Source organism: Streptomyces wuyuanensis (genome assembly GCF_900103455.1).
In the GTDB taxonomy this organism is placed as follows: Bacteria; Actinomycetota; Actinomycetes; order Streptomycetales; family Streptomycetaceae; genus Streptomyces; species Streptomyces wuyuanensis.
Genome location: NZ_FNHI01000032.1, coordinates 1,355 through 19,101, shown reverse-complemented (window position 1 = coordinate 19,101; position 17,747 = coordinate 1,355). Strand labels below are relative to the sequence as shown.

Genomic DNA, 17,747 nt, shown 5'->3' with positions numbered 1-17,747 from the left:
TGACCGCAGTAAGTGCCACGCTGGGCGGACGTGGCCGTTCGACTGGAGATCCACGTGGCCGGGCGCATCGAGGACTACGCACTCATCGGAGACATGCAGACCGCTGCCCTGGTCTGCCGGGACGGCACAGTCGACTGGCTGTGCCTCCCCCGCTTCGATTCGCATGCCGTCTTCGCAGGTCTCCTCGGCACCGAGGAGCACGGATTCTGGCGTCTCGGGCCGGCGTACCCGGCGGACACCGAGCCGCCCGCGGCCAGCCGCCGCCGCTACCGGGGCGACTCCCTGATCCTGGAGTCGGAGTGGGACACGCCACGCGGCACGGTCCGCGTGACGGATTTCATGCCGCCCCGTGACGGCGCGCCCCAGCTGATCCGGATCGTGGAGGGCATCAGCGGGCGCGTGCCGATGCGGTCGGCCCTGCGGATGCGGTTCAGCTACGGCCGGGTCGTGCCCTGGGTCCACAAGGTGGACAACCGCACGGTCGCCGTCGCGGGCCCCGACTCGGTGTGGCTGGACACCCCCGCCGAGACCTACGGCCAGGACCTGACCACGTACTCCGACTTCACGGTCTCACCCGGCGACCGGCTCGCCTTCACCATCAGCTGGCAGCCGTCCCACCACCAGCCGCCCGCGCTGCCCGACCCCGAGGGGTCGCTGGAGGCGACGGAGGAGTTCTGGCGCGACTGGGTCGAGCACTGTACGTACCACGGCCCCTACCGGGAGTCGGTGGTCCGCTCGCTGATCACGCTGAAGGCCCTGACGTACGCCCCCACCGGCGGCATCGTCGCCGCCCCCACCACCTCGCTGCCCGAGGAGATCGGGGGCGTGCGGAACTGGGACTACCGCTACACCTGGCTGCGCGACGCCGCCATCACCCTCTCCTCGCTGCTGCGCACCGGATACCGGGAGGAGGCCAGGGCCTGGCGCGAGTGGCTGCTGCGCGCCGTCGCCGGCGATCCGGAGAACCTGCAGATCATGTACGGCATCGCGGGCGAGCGGGAGCTCGGCGAGGCGGAGCTGGACTGGCTGCCCGGTTACGAGGGCTCGGCGCCGGTACGGGTCGGCAACGGCGCGGCGAACCAGCTCCAGCTGGACGTGTACGGAGAGGTCACCGAGGCCCTGCACCTGGCCCATATGACGGGTCTGTCGCGCAACGACTACGCCTCGGTGCTCCAGCTGAGGCTGATCCGGTACCTGGAGGACCACTGGGACCAGCCCGACGAGGGCATCTGGGAGGTCCGCGGTCCGCGCCGGCACTTCGTGCACTCCAAGGTGATGGCGTGGGTCGCCGTCGACCGCACGATCAAGCTGATCGAGTCCGGCGACGCCGACGGCCCGCTGGAGCGCTGGCGCGAGCTGCGCGACGAGATCCACCGCGACGTCTGCGAGAAGGGTTACGACAAGGAGCGCAACACCTTCACGCAGTCCTACGGCTCCAAGGAACTCGACGCCTCGCTGCTGCTCATCCCGCAGATGGGCTTCCTGCCGCCGGACGACAAGCGCGTCATCGGCACGATCGAGGCGATCCAGCGGGAGCTGTCCACCCCGGACGGCTTCGTGCTGCGCTACCCGACGGCGGGCGACGAGGCCGGCGTCGACGGGCTCGAGGGCGACGAGGGCGCGTTCCTCGCCTGCTCGTTCTGGCTCGCGGACGACCTGGCGATGATCGGGCGCGTGGACGAGGCACGTCGGCTGTTCGAGAAGCTGCTGTCGCTGCGGAACGACCTCGGGCTGCTCGCCGAGGAGTGGGACCCCCGGCTCCAGCGTCAGGTGGGCAACTTCCCGCAGGCGTTCAGCCATGTCCCGCTGATCGACACGGCGCTGCGGCTCACCGCGTCCGGCGCTTACGGCGGCTGACGCCCCACCCCCTTCCGCGGATGTGCGCGGCGGGACCGCTCGTACCTACGATGAAGAGGTCCTGCTCGCGCCCCGGAAGGGGGCATCATGGCGCCCCAACCGTTCGCGGAGCCGGCCCTGACGGGACTCCGCGACTCCCTGGCCGGTGAGGCCATCACCCCGGACGACGCCGGATACGACGAGGCCCGGGCGCTCTTCAACGCGATGATCGACCGGCGGCCTTCGGTGATCGTCCAGTGCGAGTCGGCCGCCGACGTCGCCACGGCGATCCGGTTCGGCCGGGACCACGACCTGGAGCTCGCCGTCCGCGGCGGGGGCCACGGCGTCGCGGGGGCCGCCACCACCGACGGCGGGCTCGTGATCGATCTGCGGCGGATGCACGCGGTCGCGGTGGACCCGGACGCCCGCACCGCCCGGGTCGGCGGCGGAGCCACCATGAGCGACCTGGACCGGGCCACCCAGCCGTACTCACTGGCGACCACGGGCGGACGGGCCTCCACCACCGGGCTGGGCGGCTTCACGCTCGGCGGCGGATCGGGCTGGCTGGAGCGGAAGTTCGGCCTCGCCTGCGACAACCTCGTGGCCGTGGACCTGGTCACGGCCGACGGCGCCGAGGTACACGCCAGCGAGGAGGAGAACCCGGAGCTGTTCTGGGCCCTGCACGGCGGCGGCGGGAACTTCGGCGTGGCCACGTCGCTGACGCTGCGACTGCATCCGCTGCCCGCCATGTCCGTCGCGTTCCTGTTCTTCCCCGCGGCACGGGGTGCCGAGGTGCTCCCGGTGTACCGGGATCTGCTGGAGTCCGCCCCCGACGGGATGGGCGGAGGCTTCATCTGCCTCACGGGCCCTCCCGAGGACTTCATGCCCGAGCACCTGGTCGGGCGGGCAGTGGCCCTGGCGCTGGTGACCTACGCCGGTACGGAGCCTGAACTGCGCAAGGCCGCGGCCCCGCTGCTCGGCCTCGGCCATGAGGCCGAGGTCCTCATGGAGCTCCCGTACGCCGAGCTCCAGTGCATGATCGACGACCCGCCCGGCCTGCGGAACTACTGGTCCGCCGAGTACCTCACGGCCCTTCCCGATCCGGCCGTGGACGTCTTCTGCGCCCGCACCGACAGCATGATCGTGCCGTCGAACTCCCAGCACATCCTGTTCCCGATGGGCGGGGCGATGAGCCGCGGCGACCCGGGCTGGCCGCTGCCGTGGCGCACCGCGGAGTGGGTCCTGCACCCCTTCGGCATCTGGGAGGACCCGGCGGACGACGAGCGCGGCCGGCGCTGGGTCCACGACGCGCGGGCCGACGTGATGCCCTGGTCCATCGGGCAGGTGTACCTGAACTTCATCGGCGACGAGGGCCGGGAGCGGGTGGTGGCCGGATTCGGTGCCGAGAACTACCGGCGGCTCGCCGCCGTCAAGGCGGCGTACGACCCCGACAACGTGTTCCGCCGCAACCACAACATCAAGCCGGACTGACAGTTGTCCTTCGAACTCTCGCCCAGGTAGCGTCCCGGCAATGGAAACACAGGGCGGGATCACCGTGCAGCGGGCGCTCGAACTGCCCGCACTGCGCGGCGGACTCCCGGAGGTCGTCGCCGGCGGGGACCGGCTGAACCGCACCGTGCGCTGGGTGCACGCCGGTGAGGTCCCCAACATCGCGTCGCTGCTCAAGGGCGGCGAACTGCTGCTGACGACCGGCCTCGGTCTGGGCGCCCGGCCCGCCGAGCAGCGGGCCTTCGTGCACCGGCTCGCCGAACGTGGGATCGCCGCGCTGGTCGTGGAGCTCGGTCCCCGCTTCACCCGGCTGCCCGCCAGCATCGTCGAGGCCGCCAGAACGGCCGGACTGCCACTGATCCAGCTCCATCGCGAGGTCCCGTTCGTCTCGGTGACCGAGGAGGTCCACACCGAGATCGTCAACGGGCACTACGCGCTGCTGCAGCAGGCGGAAGAGGTGTACCGGCAGTGCACCCGGGCCCTCCTCGAAGGCGGTGGGATCCCCCAAGTACTGCGGATCCTGGCGGACTTCACCGCGAACCCGGTGTTCCTGGAGACAGCCGACGGCCAGTTGCTCTACGCGGCGGGCACTGGCACCGGGCCGGCCGCGGCCGATCCGCTCCAGGTCTGGGAGGGGCTGCGCGGCCAGCGGTCGGCGCGGGAGGCGGGGCCACCGTCCGGATCGGTGCTGGTGGACGTGCCGGGGGGTGGCCACGGGGCGGGGGCGGTACGCGCGCGGCTCGTGCTGCTCGCCGTTTCCGGGCCGCTCCTTCCGGTGCACCGGATGGCGGCCGAACGGGCGGCCGGCGTGCTCGCGGTCGTCCTGATGCAGGCCCGGCAGGAGGAGGAGCTGGCGGCGCGCGGCCGCGGCGACTTCCTGACGGATCTCGCCGAGGGCCGCATCACGGCGGAGGACGCGCCCGCCCAGGCGAAGGTGCTGGGCTTCCGGCCCGGTGACGGCCCGCTGCTGCCGGTGGTGATGCGGCTCGCGCCCGAGCTCTACCCGTCCGGCAACTGGGCGCTGCTGGCCCGGGCGGTACTGGAGGAACTGGCGTCCGTCGGCGTGCCCGTGCTCCTCGGGGTGCGCCCCGTCGAGGGACGGGTGCCGCTGCTGCTGGGCCTGCGCTCGGAGTCGGAACGCACGGCGGTGGCCGACCGGGTCGCGGCGGCGCTGCGCGCCGGTCTGGAAAGGGCCGGCATGGCGGGCCCGGCACGGGCCGGGGTCCATCCGCCGGTGGTCGTCGTGGGCGTCCCCGGCGGATGGGCGGCGGCCTCCGCGGGCCTGCGGCACGCGGCGGAGACGGCGGCGGCGGCCCAGGGCCTGCCCGACCGCCCGTGGTACGACGCCCGCCGCCTCGACATCGACCTGCTGCTGTGGCGGCTGCGGGACCACCCCGATCTGGCCGCGTTCGTGGACCGTGCGGTCGGACCGCTCCTGGAGCACGACCGCACGTCCCGCCCGGCGTTGCTGCCCACGCTCCAGACCTTCCTCGCCCACGCCGGCCGAAAGGCGGAGACGGCCCGCGAGCTCCATCTCAACCGCCAGACGCTCTACAACCGCCTGGCCCGCATCTCCGAACTCCTCGGCACCGACCTGGACGACCCCCAGACGGTCCTGGCCCTCTCCCTGGCCCTGCGCGCCCGCCGCCACACGCTGTAGGCCGGGCGGGCGCGGGGCGGGCAGGCCGCCGCGGTCAGGCCGTACGCGGGCGCGGCGGCTGGGTGAGTTCGTCGTAGATGCTCAGGACCTGCGCGATGGTCTCGTCCTCCGTCGGCCAGGTCGCCGCCTGGGCCCGCCCCGCCGTCCCGAGCCGGCTGCGGCGTTCGGGGTCCGCCAGCAGGCGGCTGACGGCGGCGGCGAGGGCCACGGCGTCTCCGTAGGGCACGAGTTCGGCGGCCGTGCCCACGAGCTCGGGCGTGCCGCCGACCCGGGTCGCCACGAGCGGCACGCCCAGCCGGAGGGCCTCCTGGGCGAGCAGCGACCGGGCCTCCCAGCTGCTCGGCAGCAGTGCCAGGTCGGAGACCGCCAGCAGCTCGCTGACGTCGTCGCGGCGGCCGAGGAGCCGAACCGGCAGGCCCTCCCTGTCGATGCGCCGTTGCAGCAGGGCGCGTTCCCGCCCCTCCCCCGCGATCGCGACCAGCGGCACGGGGTCGAGCCCGAGCCACCGGTGGGACGCGTCGAGGAGGGTGCCGTGGCCGCGCCCCGGCTCGAGCCTGCCGACGGCCGTCAGCAACGGCCGGTCCACCGCGCCCAGTTCGGCCCGCGCCTTGCTCTCGGGGCGGTCCGGGGCCGGGACCGGGGGCGGTACGGCGACCGGGGCGAGCCGGGCGTCCCGCGCGCCACTGCTCCGGGCCCGGTCCACCAGCTCGGACGACGTGCCCAGCACGACCGCCGCCGCCCTCACCGCCCTTCGCTCCAGCATCCGCGACAACCTGCCGCGCGCCCCCGCGGTCCGCGTCCGGGTGTGCCAGGTGACCACCAGCGGCACGCCCTGCCCGCTGATCGCCAGGGCGGTCCGCACCGCGGCGTCGAGACCGTGCGCATGGACGACGTCCGCTCCCGCGCACGCCGCCCGGAGCGCCCCGACCGCCGCCGGGTCGCTGCGGCGCGGCACGGGCACGAAGTGTGCCCCGGCGCCGTGGAAGTCGTATTCGTGCTCCAGGGGTGCGGGCGCGCACACGGTCACCCCCACTCCCCGCGCCACCAGGCCCCCGGCCAGTGACCTGACGTGAGCGCTGCTGCCCGCGCTGCCGCCGCCCAGTACCTGGACCGTACGCAGCTGTGTCACGCGCCAAGGATGCCAGTCCGTACGCACGTTCCGGCACCGCCGGGATGTCGTTCCCGTGTCCGGAGCCTCAACAGCCCCGACGGGATCACCCACACGGGTGAGCGCACACCGGCGGTCATCCGCTCGCCCGATACGGCTCCGCGACCGCTGCTGCCGGGCGAGGAACGGTCCTGCGCGGTCGTCCACGGCGTGCGTGGGGGCGTCATTGGTGCGCTCCGACCGCGCACGCCGCCGTCCGCGCGCCCGTCACGCGCAGTGCACCACCCCGGCCACGGCCCCGGCGCCGCCCGCGCCGGAGCACGGATCATCCGCCCCTACCCGCCCGCGACCGGGATCAGCACACCTGCTCAGGCATCGGCTCGGGCCGTCGCCAGCAGTTCCTCCGCGTGTGCCCGCGCAGTCTCGGAGTCCTCCTGGCCGGCGAGCATCCGGGACAGCTCGCGCACCCGGTCCTCACCCTCCAGGACCGTGACCCCGGACCGGGTCACCGATCCGTCGTTGGTCTTCTCGACCAGCAACTGCCGGTCGGCGAACGCCGCCACCTGCGGGAGGTGCGTCACCACGACCACCTGAGCGGTCTTCGCGAGCTTGGCGAGGCGCCGGCCGATCTCCACCGCCGCCTTGCCGCCGACGCCCGCGTCGACCTCGTCGAAGAGGTACGTCGGCACCGGGTCGGTCCCGGCGAAGACGACCTCCACCGCGAGCATCACGCGCGAGAGCTCACCGCCGGAGGCGCCCTTGGCGATCGGCCGAGGCTGGGCATCCGGGTGCGGGGCGAGCAGCAGCTCGACCTCGTCGGCTCCGGACGAGGTGCAGGCGACGGTACGCCCGTTGACCTCGACCCCCTCGGGGTCGTCGGTCTGGCGGATGTCGATCGTCACGCGTGCGTGCGGCATCGCGAGATGCGCCAGCTCCGCCGTCACCGCCTCCGCGAAGCGGGCCGCCGCGCCCGTGCGGGCGTCCGTCAGTGCCTGGGCGAGGCCGGACAGCTCGGCGCGCAGCGCGTCGCGCTCCGCCGTCAGCTCGTCGATCCGGTCGTCGTCGCCCTCCAGCTCGGTGAGCCGGCCGGCGCCCTCCTCGGCCCAGGCCAGGACGGCGTTCACGTCCTCGCCGTACTTGCGGGTGAGCGCGCCGAGCGCGGCCCGCCGTTCCTCGACCGCCGCGAGCCGGAGCGGGTCGGCGTCGAGGTTGTCCGCGTACCCGGCGAGTTCACCCGCCACGTCGGCGAGCAGGATGGAGATCTCGCCCATCCGGTCGGCCAGCGCGGCCAGCGCGGGATCGTGGGCGCGGACGGCGTCCAGGGCCCGGCCGGCGCCGGCGACGAGCGTGGTCGCGTCGACGCCCTCGGGGTCCTCCGGGTTCCCGGCGAGCGCGGCGTGCGCCACGGCCGCGGCGGAGGCGAGGGCCTCGGCGTGACCCAGCCGCTCGGCCTCGGCGGCGAGCTCCGCGTCCTCCCCGGCGCGCGGCTCCACGGCCGCGACCTCGTTCAGCCCGAAACGCAGCAGATCGGCTTCCTGGGCGCGTTCACGGGCGCGGGTGGTCAGCGTGGCCAACTCGGCGGAGACGGCCTTCAGCCGCCGGTACGCGGCCGCGTACTTGGCGTGGGGCCCGGCGACCGCGTCGCCCGCGTACCGGTCCAGGGCCTGCCGCTGGCGAGCGGCCTTGAGGAGTCCCTGCTGGTCGGTCTGGCCGTGGACGGCCACGAGTTCGTCGGCCAGCTCGGTCAGCATGCCGACCGGAACCGACCGCCCGCCGAGGTGCGCCCGGGAGCGGCCCTCCGCGGAGATCGTCCGGCTGATCAGCAACGCCCCGTCGTCGAGCTCGGCGCCCGCCTCCTCGGCCCGTACGGCCACGGGGGCGCCCGCGGGCACGGTGACCCGCCCCTCCACGACGGCCGACTTGGCGCCGATCCGTACGAGGGCGGGGTCGGCGCGCCCGCCGAGCAGCAGCCCGAGGCTGGTGACGACCATGGTCTTGCCCGCACCGGTCTCACCGGTGACCGCCGTGAACCCCGGTGACAGCTCGACGACGGCGTCGTCGATGACCCCGAGCGACCGTATCCGCATCTCCTCCAACACGGAGAAGACCTTACGAGGTCCGGGGCCGAGTGTGCGACGGCCCCCGCCTCCCGGGTACACAACCGCAGGTCGGCGCGCTCGTCATCACCCGTGGGAGTGGCCGGCGGCCCGGCCGGCGAACCCCTGCGCGGCGGGCCGGGAGGGCGCTGCGGACCGGGTCGGCGTCATGTGTCGTTGTGCGGCGCGCCCCGCCAGCCCGAGACCGGCAGCGCGAACTTCGCCACCAGCCGGTCCGTGAACGAGGCGTGGTGCAGCCGGGCCAGTCGTACGGGCACCTCGCCGCGCCGCACCTCCACCCGGGCCGCGGCCGGCAGCTCGACGGCGCGGCGCCCGTCGCACCACAGCACACCGTGCGGCGTGTTCGGCTGCACCTCGACCGCGAGCACCGACGACGGCGACGTGACCAAGGGCTTGGCGAAGAGGGCGTGGGCGCTGATCGGCACCATCAGCAGCGCCTCGACCTCGGGCCACACCACGGGCCCGCCCGCCGAGAACGCGTAGGCCGTCGACCCCGTCGGGGTGGCGCACACGATGCCGTCGCAGCCGAAGCCGGTCACCGGCCGGCCGTCGATCTCCAGGACGACCTCGAGCATCCGCTCCGGGGAGACCTTCTGCACGGCGGCCTCGTTCAGCGCCCAGTCACGGTGCACGATGTCGCCGTTGCGGCGCACGACCACGTCGATGGTCATCCGCTCCTCGACCTCGTACTCCCGGGTCACGACGCGGTCGACGACCTTGTCCAGATCGTCCCGCTCCGCCTCCGCGAGGAACCCGACCCGCCCCAGGTTGACCCCGAGCATCGGGACCCCGGAGGCGCGGGCGAACTCGGCCCCGCGCAGCAGCGTGCCGTCGCCGCCGAGCACGATGAGCAGCTCACACCCGTCGAGCACCTCCGGCGTGGCCTCGGGCACGGTCTCCACGGACTGCGGCAGCGGGAGGTCGGCGGCCTCGAAGGCGAGCACGCGCACCCCGATTCCCGCGCGCAGCAGGCCCTGGACGACGAGTTCGGCGCTGCGGATCGCAGCCGGCCGGCCGGTGTGGGCCAGCAGGAACACGGTACGGGTCCGCGTCCGCGTGTCCATGGTGGTCTCGCTCGTATCGGTCAACGCGGCCCCTCCGCCACTGCGCGCTCGACATCCGCCGGGTCGAGCTCCGGTGCCCCGGCCCGGAGCCAGAGAAAGTACTCGACATTGCCCGAGGGTCCCGGCAGCGGACTCGCGGTCACGCCCAGCACGCCGAGCCCCAGCCCGGCGGCCTGCCGTGCCACGGTCCGCACCGCCTCGGCACGCAGCTCCGGGCTGCGGACCACTCCGCCGCTGCCGAGGCGCTCCTTGCCGACCTCGAACTGCGGCTTGACCATGAGGACGAGATCGGCGCCGGGCGCCGCGCAGCGCACCAGTGCGGGCAGTACCAGGCCCAGCGGGATGAAGGACAGGTCCCCGACGATCAGGTCCACCGCCTCCCCGTCGATCGCCTCCAGGGTCAACTCGCGCACGTTGGTACGGTCCTTGACCGTCACGCGTTCATCGCTCTGCAGCGACCAGGCGAGCTGGCCGTAGCCGACGTCGACGGCGACGACGTGGGCGGCGCCGGCCCGCAGCAGCACATCGGTGAACCCGCCCGTGGAGGCGCCCGCGTCCAGCGCCCGCCGGCCCTCGGTCTTCAGTCCGCGGGGCACGAAGGCCGCGAACGCGCCCGCGAGCTTGTGCCCGCCGCGCGAGACGTACTCGGGGTCGCTGTCGTCCTGGACGACGACGACGGCGGCACTGGTCTCGACCTGGGTGGCGGGCTTGGTGGCGGTGTTGCCGCCGACGGTCACCCGCCCCGCCGCGATCAACTGGCTCGCGTGCTCGCGCGAGCGGGCGAGCTTGCGGCGTACCAGCTCGGCGTCGAGACGGCGGCGTGCCACTCCTGCCACGTTCGGTTCAGCTCCTGTGGTCGTACGAGTCGTCCGGTCGGGCGTCCAGCGTGGTCAGCGTGGAGCGGAGCCCTCGGTGTACATCCTCGTACACCTCCAGGTGGCCGTCCGCCGGGAGGTGGTCGGCGTCGGCCAGGCGCTCGAGATGCGCGTCGATCCCGGCGTGGCCGGTGGAGACGCGCTCGACGCCCAGGGGTGCGGGAGCGGCCGGGTCGTACGGCTCCTCGGCCGCGGCCCCGGTGACCCCGGTCCCGGCCGCCTCGGAGCCGGCCTGCTCGCCGTCGCCGGGCACGGGCGTGTGTCCCGCGGCGGGGACGCCCGCCGCCGGACCGGGTGCCGGGAAAGGCGCCCCGGACCCCTCGTGCGCCGCCCCGGGCCCCTCGTGCGCCGTCCGGGACGTTTCGATCGAGTCGCTCATGCCCAGACGCTACCGCGAAGCCCTGGGGTACCGTCGATCACAATGGCGACGACAGAGGAGTGCCGCGGCGCACTCGACAGACTTTCGGACAATCTCGCGAAGGCGGACGGGGACGTGCGCAGCGCGGCCTCGCTCGACCGTTCCCTGAGCTGTCACATCAAGGACCTGGACGTCACCTTCACGGGGCGCCTCGCGGCGGGCCGGATCGAGGTACTGGACACGCTCGACGGACCACCCGTGGAGAAGGCCGACATCCGGCTGGCGATGACCGGTGACGACCTGCTGGCGCTGGTCGACGGACGGCTGAACTTCGCCAAGGCCTGGGCCTCGGGCCGGGTCGGGCTCGAGGCCGGCTTCCGCGATCTGCTGCGGCTGCGGGCGCTGCTGTAGCGACGGCGCCCGCGCGCCGTCACGGCCACGGCCTCAGGACGCCGCCGCGGCCGCGCCGGAGGCGGCCGGCCGCGGGGTGTCCGCGGCCCGGCCACGCCGCGCCAGCGGCACCACCAGCGGCGTACCGGTCTCCGGGTCGTCGATGACCTGCGCGCGGACCCCGAAGACCCGCTCGACGAGTTCGGCGGTGACCACCTCAGCCGGCGCCCCCTCCGCGGCGATCTTCCCGCCCCGCATGGCTACCAGGTGGGTCGCGTACCGCGCGGCCTGGTTGAGGTCGTGCAGCACCGCGACGAGCGTGCGGCCCTGCGTCTCGTGCAGTTCGGCGCAGAGGTCGAGGATCTCCAGCTGGTGCTGGATGTCGAGGAAGGTGGTCGGCTCGTCGAGCAGCAGCAGCGGCGTCTGCTGCGCGAGCGCCATCGCGATCCAGACGCGCTGGCGCTGCCCGCCGGACAGCTCGTCCACATAGCGGTCGGCCAGCTCGGCGACGCCGGTCGCCGCCATCGACTCCTGGACGATCCGCTCGTCCTCCGGAGACCACTGCCGCAGCAGGCCCTGGTGCGGATACCGGCCGCGGGCCACCAGGTCCTCCACGGTGATACCGTCCGGCGCCACCGACGACTGCGGCAGCAGTCCGAGCGTCCGCGCGACCTTCTTCGCGGGCATCGAGTGGATCGTCTGCCCGTCCAGCAGCACCCGGCCCTGAGTGGGCTTCAGCATCCGGGAGAGAGCGCGCAGCAGCGTGGACTTGCCGCAGGCGTTCGGGCCGACGATGACCGTGAACGAGTTGTCGGGTATCCCCACCGACAGTTCCTCGGCGATCACCCGCCGGTCGTAGGCGAGGGTGACCGATTCCGCGGTGAGGCGCTGCATGGACGTACTCCTGGGGGTCTTCTCGTTCTGGTGCGGGTCTGCGCTCGTACGCCCGGCGCCGGCCGTCATATCCGGCCCGCCTTGCGTTCGGTGACGAGCAGCCAGAGCAGGTAGACGCCGCCGAGCACCCCGGTGACGACACCGACCGGGAGCTGGCGGTCGCCGAACGCCGAGGTCGCCACCCAGTCCGCGACGACCAGCAGGGCGGCGCCCATCACGGCGCTCGCAGCCAGGTTCGGACCGGGCGACCGCGTGAGCCGGCGGGCGAGCTGCGGCGCGCTGAGCGCCACGAAGACGATCGGGCCGGCCGCCGCCGTGGCGACTGCGGTGAGCAGCACCGCGGAGCCCATCAGCACGGCGCGGGTCCGTTCCACGCGGATCCCCAGGGCGTACGCCGCGTCGTCGCCCATCTCCAGCATCCGCAGAGGCCGCCCGTACGCCAGCGACAGCGGGACCAGCACCGCGCAGACGGCGAGCAGCGGCCAGAACTGGCTCCAGTCGCGGCCGTCGAGCGAGCCCGTCATCCACACGACGGCGCGGGTGGCGTCGACGAGGTTGGCCTTGGTGATCAGGTAGTGGATGGCACCGGTGAGCATCGCGGCGATGCCGATGCCGATCAGCACGAGCCGGTAGCCGTGCACACCGCGCTTCCAGGCAAGGACGTATACGACGGCGCCGGTCACCAGTCCGCCGACGATCGCGCCGCCCGCGGTGGCGAAGGCGTCCCCCTTGAACAGCACGATCACCGTCAGCGCACCGACCGTCGACCCCTGGCCGAACCCGAGCACGTCCGGACTGCCGAGCGGATTGCGGGAGATGGACTGGAAGAGCGCCCCGCCGACCGCGAGCGCCGCACCGACCAGCAGCGCCACCAGGACCCGCGGCAGCCGCACGTCCCGGACGATGAACTCCTGCGCGGGCGTACCATCGCCCAGCAGGGTGGCGACGACCTCGCCCGGCGTCATCGGGAAGTCGCCGCTGCCGACGAGCACGACCGCCACGGCCAGCGCGGCGGCCAGGAGCAGCAGGCCGACAAGGGCCGCCCTCGGGTCCACGCGGACGGACAGCCCGCCCGGGGTGCGTATCGCCTTCACGGCCTTCACAGCTGCGCCATCCTCTTGCGCCGTACGAGATAGATGAACACGGGGCCGCCGATGAACGCCGTGACGACGCCGACCTGCAGCTCCGAGGGACGGGCGACCACCCGGCCGACGACGTCCGACCCGAGCAGCAGCACGGGCGACAGCACCGCGGCGTACGGGAGGATCCAGCGCATGTCGGGGCCGGTGATGGCGCGGACGAGATGCGGGACCATCAGCCCGATGAAGACGATGGGCCCGCAGGCGGCGGTCGCCGCACCGCACAGCAGGGTGACCGCGACCATGGCCAGCACCCGGGTCCGGGTCAGATGGGCACCCAGCGCGCGGGCGGTGTCGTCGCCCATCTCGAGGGCGTTGAGCGGCCGGGCGATCAGCAGGGCCAGCACCACACCGGCGCCGATGAACGGTGCCACCTTGCCGATCGTCGCGGGATCGGCGGAGGCGAGTGAACCGACGGTCCAGAACCGCAGCCGGTCCAGGGCCGCCGAGTCCAGCAGCTGTACGGCGTTGACGTAGCCGAACAGCGCGGCCGTGGCGGCCGTACCGGCGAGCGCGAGCCGCACCGGGGTGGCGCCGCGGCTGCCGCCGAGCACGTACACGACCACGGAGACCACGCCTGCGCCGAAGAAGGCGAACCACACGTACTCGGTGATCGAGGTGACCCCGAGGAAGCTGATGGCCGTGACGACGGCGGCGGCCGCGCCCGCGTTGACCCCCAGCAGGCCGGGCTCGGCGAGCGGGTTGCGGGTCAGCGCCTGCATCACCGCGCCGGCGAGGCCCAGGGCGACACCCACCAGCAGGCCCAGCGCCGTGCGCGGCACCCGGACATCGCGGATCACCACGTCGTTGCCGGTACCGGAGTTCTGGAAGAGCCCGTGCCACACATCGGCGACCGGCACCGACTTGGCACCGATCGCGATGCTCGCGACGCAGACCAGCAGCAGGACGCCGACGGCGAGCAGCAGGCCGGCCGCACGCAGCGCATGGCGCTTGCGCGGCTCGGGCGCGGATGCCGCGGCCGCCCGGTCCGCGCTCTGTTCGGGAGGACTGTCGACCAACACGCGGTTAGGTTAGCCTATCCTCTATTTCGCTTCGATCGGGGAGCCGTGCGACCCCCTCCCACCGGCCCTTTCCCGCGCGGCCGTTCACCAGCCGAGCCGGGCCAGCGCCTTGCCCGCGTCCGCCGAACCGGACCGGTCCCCCGCGTGGGTCCACGCAGCCGCGCACAACGCCCGCAGCCCGTCGAGCGGTTGACCGTCCCCTTCGAGCACCAGGGCGTCGCCCCGCACGGAGGCCGTCCAGCCGCCGCAAACGAATCCGTCCCCCGAACCGGCGGACTCCACCTCGGGCTGCCCCGTGAGCAGCCCGCGGAGATCCCGGTCCACGTACGTCGGCCGGTGCTTCGGCTCCGCCCGCAGCAGCTGCGCCGGGTCCGTCACCCCGGTCAGCACGAGCAGCGAGTCCACCCCGCCGTTGAACGCGCCCTCGATGTCGGTGTCGAGCCGGTCCCCCACCACCAGCGGCCGCTCAGCACCCGTCCGCAGGATCGTCTCCCGGTGCATCGGAGGCAGCGGCTTCCCCGCGATCTGCGGCTCGCCACCGGCCGCGATCCGGACGACCTCGACCGCCGCGCCGTTCCCCGGCGCGATCCCGCGCGCGCTCGGGATCGTCAGATCGGTGTTGGACGCGAACCACGGCACCCCGCGGGCCACCGCGTACGACGCCTCCGCGAGCCGCCCCCAGGGCAGCTCCGGCCCGCCGTAACCCTGAACCACCGCCGCGGGGTCGTCGTCCGCCGAGTCCACCGGCTCCAGACCCCGCTCGCGCAGCGCCACCCGCAGACCTTCGCCCCCGATGACCAGCACCCGCGAGCCGCCCGGGACCTGCTCGGCGATCAGCCGGGCAACGGCCTGGGCCGAGGTGATCACATCGCCGGGCTCCGCAGGCACGCCAAGCTCGGTGAGGTGCTCCGCCACCGAGTCCGGCGTCCGCAGGGCGTTGTTCGTGACGTACGCCAGATGCATCCCGCCGTCACGCGCCTTCTCCAGGGACTCCACCGCGTGCGGGACGGCCTCCCCGCCGGCGTACACCACCCCGTCGAGATCGAGCAGAGCCGTGTCGTACACCTCGCTCAGCGCCCGCGGGCTGCCGTCCGGCCTGGTCCTGCCCCGCTCACCCATGCTGCTCCGCTCCTCACTCCCGGCTCCCGGTCCACCCGGCCGGGGCCCTCGATCGGTGGCGCGTCCCGATCGCCGCGCGCTCCCCCGATCATCGCGCATCGCTCCGGCCACATACGATGCACCAATGAGCACGCGAGGTGACAGGGCAGTCGAGGGTCTGCACATGGTCCCGTTCCGTGGACTGCGCTACGTCCCCGAGCGGGTCGGCAGTCTCGCCGCGGTCACCTCACCGCCCTACGACGTCGTCGTACGGCCCGACGGACTGCACCATCTCGAGTCCGCGGACCCTTACAACATCGTCCGGCTGATCCTTCCCCAGGCGGCGACCGCCACGGCCCGCCACGAGCAGGCCGCCGAGACCCTCGACCGCTGGGTCGCCGAGGGCGTCCTCGCCCCCGACCCGCAGCCCGCGCTGTACGTGTACGAACAGCGCAGGGGCGTCATCCTGCAGCGCGGCATCATCGGGGCGCTGGCGCTGTCGGCCCCCGAGGAGGGCATCGTCCTCCCGCACGAGGACGTGATGCCGCACGTGGTGGCCGACCGCACGGCCCTGATGCGCACCACCGGCGCCAATCTCGAACCCCTGCTGCTCACCTACCGCAGCGAAGGCCCCGCGAACGGGGCGAGCGCCGTCATCGAACGCGTCATCCACGAGGAACCGCTCCTGTCGACCACGACCGAGGACGGCTTCAGCCATCGCCTCTGGTCGGTCACGGACGCCGGCGACCTCGCGGACATCGCCGCCGACCTCGCCCGTCAGCAGGCCCTCATCGCCGACGGCCACCACCGCTGGGCCACCTACCTCCGGCTCCGCGAGGAGCGGCCCGCACCCGGCGCCTGGAGCTACGGCCTGGTGCTGCTCATCGACACCGCGCGCTACCCCCTCCAGGTCCGCTCCATCCACCGGTTGCTGAACCGGCTGCCGGTCGCGGACGCGCTCGCCGCGGTCGACGGCATCTTCCGCGTCCGCGAGATCGACGGGCCGCTGTCGCACGCCCTCGGCGCCCTGGCGGAGGCGGTCGGCGAGGGCAACGCGTACGTGCTCGCCGGGGACGGCCGCTTCCATCTGATCGACCGCCCCGACCCCGCGCTCCTGGAGCGCACGGTGCCGGCCGACCGCCCGGAGGCCTGGCGCCGACTGGACGCGACGGTCCTCCACGCCACCCTGCTGGAACAGATCTGGCACATCCCGGACTCCCCCGAGGAGATCACCTACATCCACGACACGGAGGCCGCGGTCGTCCAGGCCGAACGCCGGGGAGGCACGGCCGTCCTGATGCACCCGGTGCGCGAGGAGGTCGTACGCGACCTGGCCCGGCAGGGCGTCACGATGCCGCGCAAGTCGACGTCCTTCGGCCCGAAGCCGGCGACGGGCCTCGTGCTGCGCAGCCTGAATCTGGACTGAGCGCGGAGGACGACTAACGCGAAAGGCCGGGCCCCTGAGCGGATTCGCTCAGGGGCCCGGCCTCATCTGTCCTCGCGTACGCACCCGTGGGGCGCGGCAGGCTCAGGCCTTGTCGCCGTCACCCTCGTCGCGCCGGTCGTCCGGGTCGTCAGCGTCGTCCGCGTCGGCCTTGTCGTCCTCGGAGCCTTCCGGTGCGTCCTCGGAGGTCTCGCCGTCCGCGGCGGCGGGACGTGCGTCGGCTTCGTCCCTCTCCCCGGCCTCCTCGGCGTCGCCCCTGGTCCCGGCGTCCTCCGTCGCGACGCCGCCCTCGCCGGCGGTGTCGTGCTCGTCGTCGCCCATGGCGTCGACGAACTCCACGCCGTCGAGCTCGGCGAGCCGGTCGGAGGCGTCGGTCGAACCGTCCTTGTCCGCCTCGACGGCCTTCGCGAACCACTCGCGTGCCTCGGTCTCCCGGTCGGCAGCCAGCAGGGCGTCCGCGTACGCGTAGCGCAGGCGCGCGGTCCACGGCTGCACGGCGTTCGACGCGAGCTCGGGGCTCTGCAAGGTCACGATGGCCGCGTCCAGCTGTCCCATGTCCCGGCGGGCACCCGCGGCGACGAGCCGCATCTCGACCTGCCCGGCCTTGTCGAGTTTCTGCACTTCCGCCTCACCGGCCATCGCCAGCGCACGCTCGGGCCGGCCCAAGCCGCGCTCGCAGTCGGCCATGACGGGCCAGAGCTCGACACTGCCGGTCATCCTGCGCGCGGCACGGAACTCCGCCAGCGCCTCCGAGTACCGCTGCGTCGCGTAGGCGGCAAAGCCGGCGGCCTCGCGCACCGCGGCCACACGGGACGCGAGACGCAGTGCCACGCGCGAGTACCCGTACGCCTGCTCCTGGTCCTCGTCGATCAGCCGCGCGACCATGACGAGGTTCCTCGCGACGTCCTCGGCGAGCGTCTTGGGAAGGCTCTGCAGCTCCTGGCGGACGTCCTTGTCGATCTCCTCGCCGGTGACGTCCTCGGGGATCGGCAGCCGCTTGATCGGCTCCCGGTCCCTGTCGCGCCCGCGGTCGTCACGCCGGTCATCACGCCGGTCGTCACGGCGGCCGTACCCGCCACGGTCGTCTCGCCCGCGGTAGCCCCCACCGGCCCGGTCGTCCCGGCGCGGCCCACGCGGCCGGTCGTCGCGACGCCCGTATCCACCACGGTCGTCGTCGCGGCGCGGACCACGATCATCCCGACGGTCATCACGACGGAAACCACCACGGTCGTC

General features: G+C 73.6%; 15 protein-coding genes. 5 read left to right on the top strand and 10 right to left on the bottom strand.

Annotated elements, in window-relative coordinates:
• Positions 1 to 54: 54 nt before the first annotated feature.
• From BLT82_RS33775 to BLT82_RS33765, 3 genes are all read left to right on the top strand, one after another.
• Positions 55 to 1,857, top strand: coding sequence for a glycoside hydrolase family 15 protein (locus tag BLT82_RS33775; RefSeq protein ID WP_093661892.1), 1,803 nt, complete (start codon positions 55 to 57; stop codon positions 1,855 to 1,857).
• An 87-nt stretch (positions 1,858 to 1,944) separates the two neighbouring features.
• The gene (locus BLT82_RS33770; protein WP_093661890.1) at positions 1,945 to 3,327 is read left to right on the top strand and encodes an FAD-binding oxidoreductase; all 1,383 of its coding nucleotides are present in this window, start codon (positions 1,945 to 1,947) and stop codon (positions 3,325 to 3,327) included.
• A 40-nt stretch (positions 3,328 to 3,367) separates the two neighbouring features.
• On the top strand, positions 3,368 to 5,005 hold the full coding sequence (locus BLT82_RS33765; protein ID WP_093661888.1) for a PucR family transcriptional regulator: 1,638 nt from the start codon (positions 3,368 to 3,370) through the stop codon (positions 5,003 to 5,005).
• 34 nt (positions 5,006 to 5,039) lie between these two features.
• Here the strand turns inward: BLT82_RS33765 and BLT82_RS33760 are convergent, their stop codons facing one another.
• From BLT82_RS33760 to BLT82_RS33740, 5 genes are all read right to left on the bottom strand, one after another.
• Entirely contained in the window at positions 5,040 to 6,134 is a 1,095-nt protein-coding gene (locus BLT82_RS33760) for a glycosyltransferase family 4 protein (RefSeq protein WP_093661886.1), read from the bottom strand.
• Between the two features lie 347 nt (positions 6,135 to 6,481).
• On the bottom strand, positions 6,482 to 8,200 hold the full coding sequence (gene recN / locus BLT82_RS33755; protein ID WP_093661884.1) for a DNA repair protein RecN: 1,719 nt from the start codon (positions 8,198 to 8,200) through the stop codon (positions 6,482 to 6,484).
• Positions 8,201 to 8,376: 176 nt separating this feature from the next.
• Positions 8,377 to 9,294 carry an NAD kinase gene (locus BLT82_RS33750; protein ID WP_093661882.1) on the bottom strand — a complete coding sequence of 306 codons (918 nt, stop codon included), beginning with the start codon at positions 9,292 to 9,294 and terminating at the stop codon, positions 8,377 to 8,379.
• A gap of 20 nt (positions 9,295 to 9,314) precedes the next feature.
• Positions 9,315 to 10,130, bottom strand: coding sequence for a TlyA family RNA methyltransferase (locus tag BLT82_RS33745; protein ID WP_093661880.1), 816 nt, complete (start codon positions 10,128 to 10,130; stop codon positions 9,315 to 9,317).
• A gap of 7 nt (positions 10,131 to 10,137) precedes the next feature.
• Positions 10,138 to 10,548 carry a hypothetical protein gene (locus tag BLT82_RS33740; RefSeq protein WP_093661878.1) on the bottom strand — a complete coding sequence of 137 codons (411 nt, stop codon included), beginning with the start codon at positions 10,546 to 10,548 and terminating at the stop codon, positions 10,138 to 10,140.
• 42 nt (positions 10,549 to 10,590) lie between these two features.
• Here BLT82_RS33740 and BLT82_RS33735 point away from each other — a divergent pair, with 42 nt between their 5' ends.
• Positions 10,591 to 10,938, top strand: a complete 348-nt coding sequence (locus BLT82_RS33735; protein ID WP_093661876.1) for an SCP2 sterol-binding domain-containing protein — start codon at positions 10,591 to 10,593, stop codon at positions 10,936 to 10,938.
• 33 nt (positions 10,939 to 10,971) lie between these two features.
• Here BLT82_RS33735 and BLT82_RS33730 read toward each other — a convergent pair whose 3' ends face one another.
• The 4 genes from BLT82_RS33730 to BLT82_RS33715 all read right to left on the bottom strand — a co-directional run bounded on the left by BLT82_RS33730 (position 10,972) and on the right by BLT82_RS33715 (position 15,091).
• Positions 10,972 to 11,811 (bottom strand): ABC transporter ATP-binding protein, encoded by an 840-nt coding sequence (locus tag BLT82_RS33730; RefSeq protein WP_093661874.1) that lies wholly within the window; start codon positions 11,809 to 11,811, stop codon positions 10,972 to 10,974.
• A gap of 65 nt (positions 11,812 to 11,876) precedes the next feature.
• Positions 11,877 to 12,914 carry a FecCD family ABC transporter permease gene (locus BLT82_RS33725; protein ID WP_093661872.1) on the bottom strand — a complete coding sequence of 346 codons (1,038 nt, stop codon included), beginning with the start codon at positions 12,912 to 12,914 and terminating at the stop codon, positions 11,877 to 11,879.
• On the bottom strand, positions 12,911 to 13,972 hold the full coding sequence (locus BLT82_RS33720; protein WP_404205726.1) for a FecCD family ABC transporter permease: 1,062 nt from the start codon (positions 13,970 to 13,972) through the stop codon (positions 12,911 to 12,913). Before BLT82_RS33720 ends, BLT82_RS33725 begins: the two co-directional genes overlap by 4 nt.
• Before the next feature lie 84 nt (positions 13,973 to 14,056).
• Entirely contained in the window at positions 14,057 to 15,091 is a 1,035-nt protein-coding gene (locus BLT82_RS33715; RefSeq protein WP_093661868.1) for an HAD-IIA family hydrolase, read from the bottom strand.
• 124 nt (positions 15,092 to 15,215) lie between these two features.
• Between BLT82_RS33715 and BLT82_RS33710 the strand changes: the two genes are divergently transcribed.
• Positions 15,216 to 16,496 (top strand): DUF1015 domain-containing protein, encoded by a 1,281-nt coding sequence (locus BLT82_RS33710; RefSeq protein WP_208868117.1) that lies wholly within the window; start codon positions 15,216 to 15,218, stop codon positions 16,494 to 16,496.
• A 102-nt stretch (positions 16,497 to 16,598) separates the two neighbouring features.
• Here BLT82_RS33710 and BLT82_RS33705 read toward each other — a convergent pair whose 3' ends face one another.
• Entirely contained in the window at positions 16,599 to 17,516 is a 918-nt protein-coding gene (locus BLT82_RS33705; protein ID WP_280142515.1) for a tetratricopeptide repeat protein, read from the bottom strand.
• Positions 17,517 to 17,747 lie beyond the last annotated feature (231 nt).

What these genes read in the sequence shown, in the direction of transcription:
- BLT82_RS33770 (WP_093661890.1), top strand. Translation starts at nt 1,945, where the DNA reads ATGGCGCCCCAACCGTTCGCGGAGCCGGCCCTGACGGGACTCCGCGAC.
- BLT82_RS33765 (WP_093661888.1), top strand. Translation starts at nt 3,368, where the DNA reads ATGGAAACACAGGGCGGGATCACCGTGCAGCGGGCGCTCGAACTGCCC.
- recN (WP_093661884.1), bottom strand. Translation starts at nt 8,200, where the DNA reads ATGCGGATACGGTCGCTCGGGGTCATCGACGACGCCGTCGTCGAGCTG.
- BLT82_RS33750 (WP_093661882.1), bottom strand. Translation starts at nt 9,294, where the DNA reads ATGGACACGCGGACGCGGACCCGTACCGTGTTCCTGCTGGCCCACACC.
- BLT82_RS33740 (WP_093661878.1), bottom strand. Translation starts at nt 10,548, where the DNA reads ATGAGCGACTCGATCGAAACGTCCCGGACGGCGCACGAGGGGCCCGGG.
- BLT82_RS33735 (WP_093661876.1), top strand. Translation starts at nt 10,591, where the DNA reads ATGGCGACGACAGAGGAGTGCCGCGGCGCACTCGACAGACTTTCGGAC.
- BLT82_RS33730 (WP_093661874.1), bottom strand. Translation starts at nt 11,811, where the DNA reads ATGCAGCGCCTCACCGCGGAATCGGTCACCCTCGCCTACGACCGGCGG.
- BLT82_RS33715 (WP_093661868.1), bottom strand. Translation starts at nt 15,091, where the DNA reads ATGGGTGAGCGGGGCAGGACCAGGCCGGACGGCAGCCCGCGGGCGCTG.
- BLT82_RS33710 (WP_208868117.1), top strand. Translation starts at nt 15,216, where the DNA reads ATGAGCACGCGAGGTGACAGGGCAGTCGAGGGTCTGCACATGGTCCCG.